14 protein-coding genes and 2 pseudogenes are annotated in these 15,043 nt (G+C 39.1%); 9 read left to right on the forward strand and 7 right to left on the reverse strand.

Features of this window, described 5'->3' with window-relative positions; translation table 11 throughout:
- Positions 1–30 precede the first annotated feature (30 nt).
- The 3 genes and pseudogenes from SORDD05_RS10215 to SORDD05_RS01625 all read left to right on the forward strand — a co-directional run.
- Positions 31–234 (forward strand): annotated as a pseudogene (locus tag SORDD05_RS10215) (hypothetical protein); the annotation flags it as partial.
- A gap of 63 nt (positions 235–297) precedes the next feature.
- Positions 298–1,161 (forward strand): hypothetical protein, encoded by an 864-nt coding sequence (locus tag SORDD05_RS01615; RefSeq protein WP_061416800.1) that lies wholly within the window; start codon positions 298–300, stop codon positions 1,159–1,161.
- Positions 1,162–1,832: 671 nt separating this feature from the next.
- Positions 1,833–2,300 (forward strand): 8-oxo-dGTP diphosphatase, encoded by a 468-nt coding sequence (locus tag SORDD05_RS01625; RefSeq protein WP_061416802.1) that lies wholly within the window; start codon positions 1,833–1,835, stop codon positions 2,298–2,300.
- On the opposite strand, the gene SORDD05_RS01630 is transcribed toward SORDD05_RS01625, so the two are convergent.
- The 5 genes from SORDD05_RS01630 to coaB all read right to left on the reverse strand — a co-directional run bounded on the left by SORDD05_RS01630 (position 2,297) and on the right by coaB (position 5,394).
- Positions 2,297–2,812 carry a transcription repressor NadR gene (locus SORDD05_RS01630; RefSeq protein ID WP_061416803.1) on the reverse strand — a complete coding sequence of 172 codons (516 nt, stop codon included), beginning with the start codon at positions 2,810–2,812 and terminating at the stop codon, positions 2,297–2,299. The two genes, SORDD05_RS01625 and SORDD05_RS01630, sit on opposite strands and share 4 nt — an antisense overlap.
- Positions 2,813–2,823: 11 nt before the next feature.
- Positions 2,824–3,351, reverse strand: a complete 528-nt coding sequence (locus SORDD05_RS01635) for an ECF transporter S component (protein WP_000354638.1) — start codon at positions 3,349–3,351, stop codon at positions 2,824–2,826.
- A gap of 243 nt (positions 3,352–3,594) precedes the next feature.
- A complete protein-coding gene (locus SORDD05_RS01640) occupies positions 3,595–4,158 on the reverse strand; it encodes an ECF transporter S component (RefSeq protein WP_061416804.1) in 564 nt (187 codons plus the stop codon).
- Positions 4,142–4,693 (reverse strand): phosphopantothenoylcysteine decarboxylase, encoded by a 552-nt coding sequence (gene coaC / locus SORDD05_RS01645; protein WP_061416805.1) that lies wholly within the window; start codon positions 4,691–4,693, stop codon positions 4,142–4,144. Before coaC ends, SORDD05_RS01640 begins: the two co-directional genes overlap by 17 nt.
- A gap of 11 nt (positions 4,694–4,704) precedes the next feature.
- The gene (gene coaB / locus SORDD05_RS01650; protein ID WP_061416806.1) at positions 4,705–5,394 is read right to left on the reverse strand and encodes a phosphopantothenate--cysteine ligase; all 690 of its coding nucleotides are present in this window, start codon (positions 5,392–5,394) and stop codon (positions 4,705–4,707) included.
- 126 nt (positions 5,395–5,520) lie between these two features.
- On the opposite strand from coaB, the gene SORDD05_RS01655 reads away from it, so the two are divergent.
- The 6 genes and pseudogenes from SORDD05_RS01655 to radC all read left to right on the forward strand — a co-directional run bounded on the left by SORDD05_RS01655 (position 5,521) and on the right by radC (position 13,682).
- Positions 5,521–6,678 carry a hypothetical protein gene (locus tag SORDD05_RS01655; RefSeq protein ID WP_000346786.1) on the forward strand — a complete coding sequence of 386 codons (1,158 nt, stop codon included), beginning with the start codon at positions 5,521–5,523 and terminating at the stop codon, positions 6,676–6,678.
- The gene (locus SORDD05_RS01660) at positions 6,671–8,146 is read left to right on the forward strand and encodes a hypothetical protein (RefSeq protein ID WP_000070716.1); all 1,476 of its coding nucleotides are present in this window, start codon (positions 6,671–6,673) and stop codon (positions 8,144–8,146) included. The genes SORDD05_RS01655 and SORDD05_RS01660 overlap by 8 nt, the downstream gene beginning before the upstream one ends.
- Positions 8,147–8,319: 173 nt before the next feature.
- Positions 8,320–9,990 (forward strand): formate--tetrahydrofolate ligase, encoded by a 1,671-nt coding sequence (locus SORDD05_RS01665; protein ID WP_061416807.1) that lies wholly within the window; start codon positions 8,320–8,322, stop codon positions 9,988–9,990.
- A 76-nt stretch (positions 9,991–10,066) separates the two neighbouring features.
- Positions 10,067–10,597: pseudogene (locus SORDD05_RS01670) on the forward strand (N-acetyltransferase family protein).
- Positions 10,598–10,667: 70 nt separating this feature from the next.
- Positions 10,668–12,959, forward strand: a complete 2,292-nt coding sequence (gene pcrA / locus SORDD05_RS01675) for a DNA helicase PcrA (RefSeq protein WP_061416808.1) — start codon at positions 10,668–10,670, stop codon at positions 12,957–12,959.
- Positions 12,960–13,001: 42 nt separating this feature from the next.
- Positions 13,002–13,682, forward strand: a complete 681-nt coding sequence (gene radC, locus SORDD05_RS01680) for a RadC family protein (RefSeq protein WP_061416809.1) — start codon at positions 13,002–13,004, stop codon at positions 13,680–13,682.
- On the opposite strand, the gene SORDD05_RS01685 is transcribed toward radC, so the two are convergent.
- Positions 13,679–14,368 (reverse strand): gamma-glutamyl-gamma-aminobutyrate hydrolase family protein, encoded by a 690-nt coding sequence (locus tag SORDD05_RS01685; RefSeq protein WP_061416810.1) that lies wholly within the window; start codon positions 14,366–14,368, stop codon positions 13,679–13,681. The two genes, radC and SORDD05_RS01685, sit on opposite strands and share 4 nt — an antisense overlap.
- Before the next feature lie 15 nt (positions 14,369–14,383).
- The gene (locus SORDD05_RS01690) at positions 14,384–15,025 is read right to left on the reverse strand and encodes a redox-sensing transcriptional repressor Rex (RefSeq protein ID WP_000653419.1); all 642 of its coding nucleotides are present in this window, start codon (positions 15,023–15,025) and stop codon (positions 14,384–14,386) included.
- Positions 15,026–15,043 lie beyond the last annotated feature (18 nt).

The raw sequence follows: 15,043 nt of genomic DNA on the forward strand, positions 1-15,043 counted from the left end.
ATAGAAAGAGAGTCCTATGTCCTGTTCCAAATTAACGATTTTAGGAAGTATATTGTATTAAGCCCAAAAGATAATGGCAGATATGATTTATTTGTATACATTAATCTGGCTCCTTTGAAATATTCAAAAGTAATTCTGGGGCCAAAGGTTACGGATGCAGACTATATTGCTCCTTATCTCAAACTTGCTAATCCTGATATAGAGATAGAAAGTTCAAAGATCCCTTATCGTTAAGTTTAGAAAAAATTAAAGCTTCAAAGAAATTATAATCTTTTTATTAACAAGGAGAAGCTAGTAATGAAAAAATGGTTACTGTTAATTTTCTGTATTATAAATATTGTCCCTTTATTCTTTATTCTACGTTTTGCCTTCCTTATCTTTACAACAACTTATGACATTTTTCCTGAAGTAAATCAAGCGGAAGTAGAGACAGCAGTAAGAAGAACTCTTGATTTGTATGGTTTTAAAGGAGATATGAAGGTTACGAAGTTTTCTAGAGATAAATGGACTTCTGAAAAATACAAAATTGAATACGATTATAGTGAAGAGGTTGATGGAAGTAGAGTCACTGTGAGACATGCCTTGTTTTATCGTCCAAAGTCCTCAAAATACAATCCCCAAAAGACTGATGAAGAACTAGCCTATGATGGGAGTACGAAAACCATGTTACAAGAATTTTCAGACATGGCTCATAAACTACTTAACCAGCATCCTGTCAGTATTTCTCACAAAGAGAAGGTAGAGAGTTTTTTTAAGCAATATGAAAATCCAAATCTCGAATATGTGAATAGTTACTGGAGTGTCGATACTGAATCTGGGAATATTCAAGACTATTATGCTCTCATTGAAAAGAATCGTAAGGAAGGGAAAGCTTTTCAAGGTTTGTATGATCTCCCTATTGATGAATTCTTGGAAAAAGAAATGATTAAAGGATATATCATCTATCGCGATACTGTTTTAGAAGAGGGTGAGAAAGATTATTTTGATAGTGAAGGCGGACTGACAGGATTTATTTCAAATGGGATAGATAATGCCGAGTTGCCAGATGCTTTTTATGAGGTTTCTTACTACTATGGTGCTAAAGGATATCGTTCAGGTAGTAGTGTTTCTTTAAAGGTTCAAAACCATAAGATGCTCTATTATGGAAGTAATTTTAACTAAAAATTTTATATGTAATAATTTGTGTTAAAATAATAGACGAGATAATTTAAAAGTGATAGATATTAGTCATTAGTTAGTAGTTTGAATTTAAAGGAGAAATAAATAGTGAAAGACTCGAGTATTTTTAACAAGCTCATTTATACTGTCCTATATTCCTTACTGATAGCATTTGTTATCGCTCATTTCATATTATGGTCATTTGGTTTATCATTTACTCCGATTATTTGGAATATTTGGCTCTTTCTTCTAATTTTTACTCTATTTATTCGCTTTTTGAGGTCCTTTGCAATTCTTGATCTTCTATTTGGGATATTTGGACTGAAATTTATTCCCATAGCGTGGAATACAGGGATTTTTGTTCCAATTATTCTCTCTATTTCGCATATTTTTATTTACTTTTTAAAGGGGAAATATCGCTTCCTTGAAGGAGTGCGCAGTGCGATTTGTAGTTTTTATATTTGGTTATTTGTAATTGTCGTCTTCGCTTTTATTCCAAATCCTCCTGTTCTAATCACTATTGATTATGAAGTTAGGGAACAAGAAATTGTCATAACAAAAGGATATTTGCTTCATGATGTATACTATTATCATGAGCTGATCAATCCCTTTATCATGAAATCTGATATTAAGTTCGAAAAAGTTATATAGCAAATTAGAAAGTGAGTAAATTTATGTCCCGCTCCCAATTAACGATTTTAACAAACATTTGTCTGATTGAAGACCTTAAAAATCAGCGAGTAGTCATGCAATATCGCTCTCCTGAAACCAATCGCTGGTCTGGCTATGCGTTTCCAGGAGGACATGTTGAGAATGGCGAGGCCTTTGCCGAGTCTGTCATTCGTGAAATATACGAAGAAACTGGTCTAACGATTCAGAATCCCCAACTAGTCGGCATTAAAAATTGGCCCTTAGATACAGGTGAGCGCTACATCGTCTTTTGTTATAAGGTGACAGAGTTTACTGGAAATCTTCAATCATCTGAAGAAGGAGAAGTTTCTTGGGTGCAAAAAGACCAGATTCCAAACTTAGATCTGGCCTATGATATGTTACCTTTGATGGAGATGATGGAAGCACCTGACAAGTCAGAGTTTTTCTATCGTCACCGTACAGAGGACGGCTGGGAGAAAGAAATTTTCTAGTCTTTTACCAAATAACCTAATTGATCCAAGGCCTCCTCGATATAGTGGAGGTCTTGTTGTGTTTCAGCTTCAACAAGGTGGTAATGGATGCCGTCTGTCAATTCAGAAAGTGGTCTAAAGTCTGAATTCTCGACTTGTTCCAGAAAGTGCTGGACATCTCGGCGGCAGGTGAGTTTGAGCAGGGTTTCAATTTCGCCATAAACGGGATGATCGATTAAGATATTTTGAACGCGTCCGCCATTATCTACAATGGCTAGTAGTTCCTGACCGATTTCTTCCAGTTCATGTTTCACTTTAAAGAGTTTGTGAACGTAGGGACTGGCATCATTTTCTTTGTAGATATAACCACGATTGGTTGACAAGATAGGAGCGCCATCGGCTCGCAAGATGGCAATGTCTTGGACGATGATTTGGCGTGTGACATGAAAGTGTTCAGCCAAGGTTTGACCATTGAGAGCTTTTGGTGACTCTTTTAACAGTTTGAGAAGAGCTTGTTTGCGATCTTTTGTCATAGCTTTTCCTTTTAGCGACGTTTTCGAAGCACTTTATAGACAGCTAGTGCCAATGTATAGTCTACCATACTATGGATAATTGTGCCAAAACCAACTAGGACAAAGAGAACATAAAACATATTTTCAACGTTTGTCCCTGAAGTGGCATAGAAGATGATACAAGCCAGTACTTCAGCGATAGCATGAACAACACCCAAAACAAAGTTAAAAATCCAAGATGCCTTTGGTTTATCCAAGGTTTCAGGGAATTTCTTTAAGTAAAATGCTCCCAAAATACCAAAAACGATGTGAGAAAAGGCGCGCAGTACGATAACCATAGGGTAGCCTGCCATCAGGAAGCCGAGACTAGAAGCGATGATCACAAAACCAGCCATCAAAGGTGATAGGAACATGGCGATAAAGATGGCGATATGGCTTCCTAAAGTGTAAGAAGCTGGTGGGATGACAATTTTAAAAGGCATAATGATTGGAATCAAAATCGCGATTGCTGTGAGTAGTGCAGTCATGGTCATAAACTGCGTTTTTTTCCGTATATCCATAAGAACCTCCATTTATCTGTATATACACAAGTATAGTACAATAAATAGTCAAACATGTCAAGAATTTATTTTGATTTTATTGAAAATTTTCAAAAGTATAGGTGGTGGATTCAAAGGATTTTCATATATTTTCAAAATTTTGAACTAGTGACTCCTTGGTAAATAACTTTTTATGAGTAGAAGATGAGCCTTTACTGGTGAAAACTAAAACTCCACCTTCAGGACGAAAGTGGAGTTGTTTTTTTATTTCTTCAAGGTTTCGAGACGTGGGACAATTGCTACAGTTAGAACGGCTGAGATGAGGAGTTCAGCAATTGAGTTTGTAGAGATGACAGTTGCTAGGAGTTTTTGGATATTGCCATCGAAGACATTTCCAAAAAGGAAGAAGATTCCCCCGAGGACAAAGACGGTGTTTGTAAGGGAACCGAGAGCACCAGCAAAGATGAGACCCGTTCTGTTTTTAAATAATTTATAAACCAAGTAAGGTGTCAGCCCAATCAAAACGCGAGGGATAATAGCGATAATCGCAGAATAGATATTTCCGTTCGGTACGAATGGTGAGAATAGATAGCTGGTTGGAAGGATGGTAATCGTGTTGACCGTCAAGCTCAATAGCCCCATAAGAAAACCAAGTGTAACTCCAACTCGTGGGCCGTAAATAATACTTGCAATAATAACAGGAATATGCACGATGGTTGGTTTGATTGGAAATGGGAAAAGATTAAACAGGATTGAACTTAAAAAGTGGATAACGAGCATAGTTGCAAAAAAGATTGCAATGGGCGCAATATTAGAGCGTTTTTTCATCGAGGGTTTCCTTTATTCTTTCTAAAATAGTATTCAGGTCAGCTAGGGCGCCTTTTCCGTAATCGCCACAGGCTAGTAGAGATTCCTTTGGAGAGATAATCTGATAACCATAGGTCTCTAATGTTTTTAGATTAGCCTGAGTTGCCGGGTGGTCATACATTTTTGTGTTCATGGCTGGTGCGATTAGCTTTTTGACGTGTTCTGGCAAGGCAAGTGCTGTGCTTGTCACCATGTTGTCCGCAAATCCGTGGGCTAGTTTGGCGATGGTATTAGCAGTAGCAGGGACAACAATAAAAAGGTCAGTTTTTTTTCCTAGTTCGATATGATTGACTTGATCAGGATAGGGTTCCTTCATGACATCAAGGTGGACAGGATTCTGTGAGAGGACTTGTAGTGTCAACGGTTGGATAAACTCTGTAGCAGCCTGAGTCATTAAGACAGTGACATGATGGCCTTGTTTTTTCAAGGAACTGACCAGGTCAGCTGATTTATAGGAGGCAATGGAACCTGTCACTGCGATCAGAATGTTTGCCATGGCTTTCCTTTCTAAGAATCGTATGCTTGAATTTTTTCAAGGAGGAGGCTCGCAATTTCCTCTTTGGTTTGAACAGTTTGAAGATGCTCTCTCTCAACAAAGATTGCTCGATGTTGATTCGCTGAGATTTGAGTAAGGTCATTTGCAATGATTAGGTCTGCCTGGTTCTTGACAAGACTCTTTCGAGCAATCTCAATGAGATAATCTTCAGAGACATCAACCAGCAATTTAAACCCAATCAGATGAATGGCAGGATTCCATTCTTTGACCAGAGAGATGATTTTGGGTGTTTTTTTCAGGAATAAGACCTGAACCTCATCAGTTGAAGAAATCTTAGTCTGATGATTCTGCTTGCTTAAAAATTCTTCTAAATTAGGGCTAGCCTGAACTTCCTCAAGCCCCGTCATATAAACAGGAGTGTAGTCAGAAACTGCCATAGAATGAATCAGAACCTGATAATTTTGAACATGCTCTTTCATCTCTAAAAGAAGATCATTAGTATTTTTGATTTCTCGAATGGTTAAATGGGGACGAGGTTCTGGCTTAAGAGCTCTGTTAGTAGTTATCAAACAAACTTCATGCCCTGCAGCAAGCAAGGTTTCTGTGATGATTTTCCCCAAGCGACCAGTGGAATGGTTCGTAATAGAGCGGACGCTATCAATAGCTTCACTCGTACCGCCCGACGTAACTAAAATTTTCATAGGACTATTGTACACAAAAATAAACGTTAAGTAAAATGAAAGCATTTAAAAGAAAAATATATTATTATTGACATTTATAGTAATAAATAAGATAATGAATCTAAGTAAATTAAAAGGGGTATTACTATGGATTTTTTAAAATTTGCGGACAATATTGTAAAAGAAGCTGGAAAAGTATTGAATGATGTCGGTTCTGCTACTAGCGAAGCCTTAAATGAAGCGAGTAAATTTACTGGAGAAGTTATTACAGAATCTGTAAAAACTATAGGTGAAGTATCAAGCCAAGTTGGTAATGTTGTCTCAGAGAAAGCTGTTGGAGTTGCCGGAGATGTAGCACATCAGATAACAAATGTGACTTCTGAAACATTTAACGAAGCTGGGAAAATAGCGAATAATACAAAAGAACAAATTGAATCGGTAGACCTTTTTAATTCTAAACTAAGACAAGAAGCTGTTGATGGATATAATGAAGCTATTAGTTGTTATAATGAGGAAGCTGATAGCTTGGCTAATAAATCAATAGAGCTTTATCAGGTTAGGGATAAAGCTATCAAAGTTGTAAAAATTGTTGAAGAAAGAATTAACAAACTAGCAAATAAACCAAAAGAGTTTGAAACAAAATTAGAAGCAATTGATGTTGAAATTCAAAATTTTGAAGATAAGCAAATTGCTATTTCACAGTCAATTAAGGAAGCTGAATTAGCAAGTGGTAGCACAGCGGCTACGGCTTCACTTAGCGCATTAGGAGTAACAGTTGCAACTTTAGGGCCTACTGCCGCTATGGGTGTTGCAACTACATTTGGTGTTGCATCAACAGGTACTGCAATTTCAAGTTTGTCAGGTGCTGCAGCAAATAGCGCCGCTCTGGCTTGGTTAGGTGGTGGAAGTGTAGCAGCTGGTGGCGGTGGAGTGGCAGCCGGTAACGCATTTTTAGCATTGGCTGGTCCTGTCGGTTGGGGAATTGCAGGCGCTATGTTGACCGCTTCTATAGGCGCTGGTGTAGTAGCTAATAGGAAAAATGAAGAAGTTGCAAAAGAGGCTATGGAGGAACAGAAAAAGGTAGAATTGTTGGCTAGACAACTTAAAGAAAAAGTAATAGAAGTTACGGAATTAATAGAACTAACTGAAAAACAAACAGAAGGAATTTATTTAGCCAATTTATCTTTAACTGGGATGGACTATAGCTTATTTACTGAAGATGAAAAATATCAGGCAGGTGCTTTAGTGAATTCAACTCTATCATTAACCGCTATGGTAAATAAGGAAATTAGAATAAATGAGTAACCAGATTTTTAATCAAGCTTTTAACCAAGGTATTGGTGCATATGTCAATTGTTTAAATAATTTAAGGATTCAAGACTTACAAATTGCTATGAAAATCATAGAGGATGAAGCGTGTAAAGTCATCTTAAACAAGGATAATGTCTCAAAAATCTTAAACCATACTAGAGATAATATTGAAGATGTTATTCTAAAGAAGCGTGGAGGAGAGAACGGTGGTCACGGCTTTATCGCTGAATTTGCAGAAGCTGGGATTGTAAATGCGAGGAGAGCTATTGAAGGATTAAATCCTATTGTAAAAGTATTGAATGATAATGGACCTGCCGATTTATTAATTGGTAGAAATACCATTCAAATGAAGTTTTATAATAATTTACGTGATGAACTGGATCAATCATTTCTTTACAGTGCAAAAATGAAAATGATGTTTCCAAAAGATCACGTGCTAGTATTTGAAAAAATAATGGCTGGAGCAAAAGAAGTTGAATTTAATGGTAAAAGATTATCTATTAAACAAATTACGGATATACGGCAAACAATCAATGATATTACCAAAAGTAAAGGACTTACTTCATACAAATCTTGGATGAAATCTTCTGTTTTAAATTATAATGATGCTCAAAAAAATTCAATTCATTCTCTTTTAGGTTCTGAAGAGAAGAATATTCGTAAAACAGTTAGACTGAAACAACAAGAATTAAATGGAAAACGATTAGTAGCGCAAAAACATGCATTACCAAATTTAAAAGAAGCTAGCAAGGTTGCAAGAAACGCAGCGTTTTTACAGGGTGGTTTAGCTTTGTTGTCAAGTGTATATGGAAAATACAAAGAAGGAAAAAGTATTTTTGAATTCGAAGAATCAGATTGGTTAGATTGTGGATTGGACACAGCTGAAGGAGTTGTAAAGGGGGCAATATCTGGTTATTCCATTTACGGATTAACAAACGTCTTTGGTATTAGTGCTCCAAATGCCAGTGCTTTAGTAATGGCTACTTATGGAATGATTGATGTTGTTTTGAGATTTAGATCTTCTGAAATAACTCAAGATGAACTTATGAATCTCTTGACATTAAATGTAATAGATGCTTCCTTTGCAACAATTGGTGCTTGTATTGGTCAAGCAACGATTCCTATACCAGTTCTAGGTTCTATAGTAGGTTCAATAGCTAGTTCAATCATTTGGGAAATAGGGAAGGGAATATTAAATGATAGCGAACAAAAAATAATTCAAGACTATAAGGAAAATCTGAATAATTACATAAAAATTTTAGATAAGCATTATCTTACAATTTATAACGAAATCATAGAAAAATATAAAAAACTGGGTGAAATACAAGAGTATTCGTTTGATTTGTCAATAAATACTAAACTTAGATTTGAGTACTCTATTGAGATGGCGGAAAAATTAGAAATCGAAGATAAAAAAATTCTTCATGATTTGACTGAAATTGATAGTTATTTTCTTTCCTAGATCATTTTCAGATTCTTTATAGTCTAAAACTATAAAGCCATATAAAATTTTTCAAAGGGCTCTAAAAATCTTGAAATTTAGGATATTCACGAACGTTTTAAGGGTTTAATAGTGTTAAAAATCTTGTTTTGTGTTATAATGAATTATCACATTAGAGATTAGAGGAGTTTGTTATGAAAACAGATATTGAAATCGCGCAGAGTATTGAGTTGAAGCCGATCGTTGATGTTGTGGAGAAGCTTGGTATTTCTTACGACGATTTGGAGCTGTACGGAAAGTACAAGGCTAAGCTCAGCTTTGATAAAATTCGTGCAGTTGAGAGCAATCCAGTTGGGAAATTGATCTTGGTAACTGCCATCAACCCAACGCCTGCAGGTGAAGGGAAGTCAACCATTACCATTGGTCTTGCAGACGCCTTGAATAAAATTGGTAAGAAAACGATGATTGCTATCCGCGAACCGTCTCTTGGTCCAGTAATGGGGATTAAGGGTGGTGCAGCCGGTGGTGGTTATGCCCAAGTGTTGCCAATGGAGGACATCAACCTCCACTTTACTGGAGATATGCATGCTATTACAACTGCCAACAATGCTCTTTCTGCCTTGATTGACAATCACTTGCACCAAGGGAATGAGCTGGGAATCGACCAACGTCGCATTCTCTGGAAACGTGTCGTTGACTTGAACGACCGTGCCCTTCGTCATGTTACCGTTGGACTTGGTGGCCCTCTAAATGGTATTCCACGCGAGGATGGTTTTGACATTACCGTTGCTTCCGAAATTATGGCGATTCTTTGCTTGGCGACTGATATTGAAGATTTGAAACGTCGTTTGGCTAATATTGTTATCGGTTATCGCTATGACCGTACACCAGTTTCTGTTGGTGATTTGCAGGTTGAAGGTGCTTTGGCTTTGATTTTGAAGGATGCTATTAAGCCGAACTTGGTTCAGACAATTTACGGAACACCTGCCTTTGTACACGGTGGTCCATTTGCCAATATCGCTCATGGATGTAACTCTGTTTTGGCAACAAGCACAGCTCTTCGCTTGGCTGATTATACTGTTACTGAAGCTGGTTTTGGTGCGGACCTTGGTGCCGAGAAATTCCTTGATATCAAGACACCAAACTTGCCAACTTCTCCAGATGCAGTAGTCATCGTCGCAACCCTTCGTGCCCTTAAGATGAATGGTGGTGTGGCTAAGGATGCTTTGACAGAGGAAAATGTAGAAGCAGTTCGCGCAGGTTTTGCTAATTTAAAACGCCACGTTGAGAATATCCGTAAGTTTGGTATTCCAGCAGTTGTTGCGATTAATGAGTTTGTCACTGATACAGAAGCTGAAATCGCAGCTTTGAAGGAACTTTGTGCCTCAATCGATGTTCCAGTAGAATTGGCTAGTGTCTGGGCTGATGGTGCAGAAGGTGGCGTAGCGCTTGCCGAAACGGTTGTTAAGACTATTGCTGAAAATCCAGCCAACTACACTCGTCTTTATGACAATGACCTTTCTGTCCAAGAAAAGATTGAAAAAATTGTCACTGAAATCTATCGTGGTAGCAAAGTGAACTTTGAGAAAAAAGCCCAAACGCAAATCGCTCAAATCGTTCAGAATGGTTGGGACAAATTGCCAATCTGTATGGCTAAAACTCAGTACAGTTTCTCAGACAATCCAAATGCACTTGGAGCACCTGAAAACTTTGAAATTACCATTCGTGAATTGGTACCAAAATTAGGGGCTGGCTTCATCGTTGCTCTGACTGGTGATGTCATGACTATGCCAGGACTTCCAAAACGACCTGCGGCTCTCAACATGGACGTTGAAAGCGACGGAACCGTTCTAGGTTTGTTCTAGTATATTGTAATTGACTTTAAATGAGTTTGGTAATAATATCCAAGCTCATTTTCGATTTTAGAGAGGGGAATATATTATGTCAAAAATTCGTACAGTAAGAGAGTCGGATATTCCAGAACTGCTTGCTATTTAGGCTCCTTATGTACTTAATACAGCTATTACATTTGAATATGAGGTACCAAGTGCTGAGGAATTTCAAAGAAGAATCCAAAAGACCTTGATTAAATATCCTTATCTAGTGCTAGAGGAGGAAGGCAAAATTTTGGGATATGCCTACGCATCCCCCTATTATGATAGGAGAGCCTATGATTGGTCGGTTGAACTTTCCATTTATTTGCACCAAGATGCCAAAGGAAGAGGTTTAGGGAGTATTTTGTATGACCATCTGGAGGAAGAACTAAAGTCTAGAGGTTTCTTACGATTTTTAGCTTGTATCGCTTTGCCAAATGATAGAAGCATTTCTCTTCACCAAAAGAGGGGATATAAACAAGTGGCTCATTTCCCCAAGATTGGCTATAAGTTTGGGAAATGGCATGATATCGTTTGGATGCAAAAGTCGTTGACTCCTCCCGACGAGATGAGCTCGTCGCCTTCTATACGCAACTAGTCTAGTTAAAGATATTTTACCTGATTTCTGATATAATAGAAATATTGACTTCAAGAGTAAGGAAGAGAAGATGAACGCATTATTAAATGGAATGAATGACCGTCAGGCTGAGGCGGTGCAAACGACAGAAGGCCCCTTGTTAATCATGGCGGGGGCAGGTTCAGGAAAGACCCGAGTTTTGACCCACCGTATTGCTTACTTGATTGATGAAAAGCTGGTCAATCCTTGGAATATTTTGGCTATTACCTTTACCAACAAGGCGGCACGTGAGATGAAAGAGCGTGCTTATGGTCTCAATCCAGCTACTCAGGACTGTCTTATTGCGACTTTCCACTCCATGTGCGTTCGTATTTTGCGTCGTGATGCGGACCATATTGGCTACAACCGTAATTTTACTATAGTGGATCCAGGAGAGCAGCGAACACTCATGAAACGCATTCTCAAACAGTTAAACTTGGACCCTAAAAAATGGAATGAACGGACAATCTTGGGAAGCATTTCCAATGCTAAGAATGACTTGATTGATGATGTGGCCTATGCTGCCCAGGCGGGTGATATGTACACGCAAATTGTGGCCCAGTGTTACACGGCCTATCAGAAAGAACTTCGTCAGTCTGAGTCCGTTGACTTTGATGATTTGATTATGTTGACCCTGCGTCTTTTTGATCAGAATCCTGATGTTCTGACCTACTACCAGCAAAAGTTCCAGTACATCCATGTTGATGAGTACCAGGATACCAACCATGCTCAGTACCAACTAGTCAAACTCTTGGCTTCTCGCTTTAAAAACATCTGTGTAGTTGGAGATGCAGATCAGTCCATCTACGGTTGGCGTGGTGCTGATATGCAAAATATCTTGGATTTCGAGAAAGACTATCCTCAAGCCAAGGTGGTTTTGCTAGAGGAAAATTATCGTTCAACCAAAACCATTCTGCAAGCAGCCAACGATGTCATCAAAAACAATAAAAACCGTCGTCCTAAGAATCTCTGGACTCAGAATGCTGATGGGGAACAGATTATTTACTATCGTGCAAATGACGAACAAGACGAGGCTGTTTTTGTAGCCAAAACCATCGATGAACTCGGTCGCAGCCAAAACTTCCTTCACAAAGACTTTGCAGTTCTTTATCGGACTAATGCGCAATCCCGTACTATTGAGGAAGCCCTGCTCAAGTCCAATATTCCTTATACCATGGTTGGAGGAACCAAGTTCTACAGCCGTAAGGAAATTCGCGATATTATTGCCTACCTTAATCTTATTGCTAATTTTAGTGACAATATCAGTTTTGAGCGTATTATCAACGAGCCTAAACGTGGAATTGGGCCAGGTACTGTTGAGAAAATCCGCGACTTTGCTAACCTACAAGAGATGTCCATGCTAGATGCTTCAGCAAATATTATGTTGTCTGGTATCAAGGGGAAGGCAGCCCAATCTATCTGGGATTTTGCCAATATGATTCTGGATTTGCGGGAGCAACTGGACCAATTAACGATTACTGAGTTGGTTGAGGCGGTTCTAGAAAAAACAGGTTATGTCGATATTCTTAATGCTCAGGCAACCTTGGAAAGCAAGGCTCGGGTTGAAAATATTGAAGAGTTCCTATCTGTTACCAAGAACTTTGATGACAATCCTGATGGTCAAGAAGAGGAAACAGGTTTGGACAAACTAAGTCGTTTCTTGAATGACTTGGCTTTGATTGCAGACACAGATTCGGGCAGTCAGGAGACATCTGAGGTGACCTTAATGACCCTGCATGCAGCTAAGGGACTCGAGTTTCCAGTTGTCTTTATCATCGGGATGGAGGAAAATGTCTTTCCGCTTAGCCGTGCAGCTGAGGATCCAGATGAGCTAGAAGAAGAACGACGTCTGGCCTATGTGGGTATTACGCGTGCGGAGAAAATCCTCTATCTTACCAATGCAAACTCACGCTTGCTTTTTGGGCGTACCAACTACAACCGTCCGACTCGTTTCATTAACGAAATTAGTTCAGACTTGCTTGAATATCAAGGCTTGGCTCGTCCGGCAAATACAAGTTTTAAGGCTTCTTATAGCAGTGGTGGGGTAGCTTTCGGTCAAGGTATGAGCTTAGCTCAGGCCCTTCAAGAACGGAAACGCAATGCCGCACCAAGCTCTATCCAGTCAAGTGGTCTCCCATTTGGACAGTTTGCGGCCGGAAATAAAAAAGATTCGACTGATACAAGTTGGTCTATTGGGGATATTGCTCTCCACAAGAAGTGGGGTGAGGGGACAGTCCTTGAAGTCTCAGGTAGTGGCGCTACTCAGGAACTAAAAATCAATTTCCCAGAAGTAGGGCTAAAAAAACTCCTAGCCAGTGTAGCCCCAATTGAGAAAAAAATCTAATTTTCCATCCTTCTCACGAATAATAAAGTGAGGAGGATTTTTATGTACAGTATTTCATTCCAAGAAGATTCACTCTTGCCTAGGGAAAGATTGGTTAGAGAAGGAGTAGAAGCCCTGAGCAATCAAGAATTATTAGCCATTCTGCTTAGAACGGGAACGCGTCAGGCTAATGTTTTTGAAATTGCCCAGAAAGTCTTGAACAGTCTGACTAGTCTAACTGATCTAAAAAAAATGACCCTGCAGGAATTGCAGAGTCTGTCAGGTATTGGACGGATTAAAGCCATTGAATTACAAGCAGTGATTGAACTAGGTCATCGCATTCACAAGCATGAAACCCTTGAGATGGAAAGTATTCTCAGCAGTCAAAAGCTAGCCAAGAAAATGCAACAGGAACTTGGCGACAAAAAACAAGAGCATCTAGTGGCGCTCTATCTCAATACTCAAAATCAAATCATTCATCAGCAGACCATCTTTATCGGATCTGCAACACGCAGCATTGCTGAACCGAGGGAAATCCTTCACTATGCTTTGAAGCATATGGCTACCTCTGTGATTCTTGTTCATAACCATCCATCAGGCGCTGTATCGCCTAGTCGAAATGATGACCATGTCACTAAACTAGTCCAGGAAGCTTGCGAACTGATGGGAATTGTTTTCTTAGACCACCTAATTGTCTCGCACTCGGATTACTTTAGTTACCGTGAAAAGACGGATCTGATTTAGAGTTCGTTAACAACATAGTCAAATAGTGTTTTATCCTTGGGGCGGTTTTCAAAGAGAAATTCAGGATGCCATTGAACACCAAGATAAGGAAAGCCGTCCGTAGTTGTCACAGCCTCAATGATTCCATCTTTAGGATCATGTGCTACAACCTTAAGATTAGGAGCTAGATCTTTAATACTCTGGTGATGGAAGGAGTTGATGTGAGAGATTTCTCCATAGATTTCTCGGAGAATGGTATCAGGTTCCGTTACGAGGCGTTGGGTCGTGTATTCGGCTGAACAGTCCTGCCAATGATCCTCGATATCTTGGTGTAGCGTGCCTCCCATAGCGACATTGAAAAGCTGGGTACCCCGACAAACAGAGAAAATTGGTTTCTTCTGCTTGATGGCTTCTCTGATAAGGGCTAATTCAAATTCATCTCTTTGAAGATGGTAGTCATCGCTGTCAATGGTTTTAGGTTCACCATAGAATTTTGGATCAACATTTTGCCCACCCGTAAGGATGAGTTTATCAATCATAGCGACGTAATGGCTTGCCATTTCTTGATCACCAATCGGAAGGATGATGGGAATTCCGCCAGCGTCCTTGACTCCTTCAACAAAGCCTTTTGCCGCATAGCTCATCATGACATCGTCATCTGGATGAGCTTTTTCATTTCCTGTAATCCCAATAACTGGTTTTTTCATAAATGCTTTCGCTTTCTAATCCTCTTTACGCATAAAATAGAGGAGAGTTTGCAGTTCACTTGTCAAATCGACATACTGAACGACCACATCTTTTGGAAGGTGAAGGTGGACGGGCGAAAAACTGAGAATACCTTTTATACCCGCATCGACCAAAAGATTGGCAACTTCTTGTGATTTAACACTTGGAACAGTTAGGATAGCAGTTTTGACATCTGCTTCTTTGATCTTTTCTTTAATCTGTGAGATACCATAGATTGGAATCCCATCAGGTGTCTGGGTGCCAACTTCTGGATGGTCATCTAGGTCAAAGGCCATGATAATTTTCATCTTATTACGCTCATGGAAGCGGTAGTGGAGAAGGGCATGGCCCATATTTCCAATCCCAACCAACATCACATTGGTAATTGAGTTATCATTTAGGAGGTCAGCAAAAAACGTCATCAATTTTTTGACATCGTAACCAAAACCACGACGACCAAGTTCACCAAAATAGGAAAAATCTCGACGGACAGTCGCAGAATCAATACCGATAGCCTCTGCAATTTGCTTGGAGTTGGCACGTTCAATTTTTTCTGCATGAAATCTCTTGAAAATTCGATAGTAAAGAGAGAGTCTTTTTGCTGTTGCTTTTGGAATAGCAGACTGTTTATCTTTCACAAAATCACAACCTTTCTA

The sequence above is a fragment of the Streptococcus oralis genome (assembly GCF_001578705.1).
Classification (GTDB): domain Bacteria; phylum Bacillota; class Bacilli; order Lactobacillales; family Streptococcaceae; genus Streptococcus; species Streptococcus oralis_J.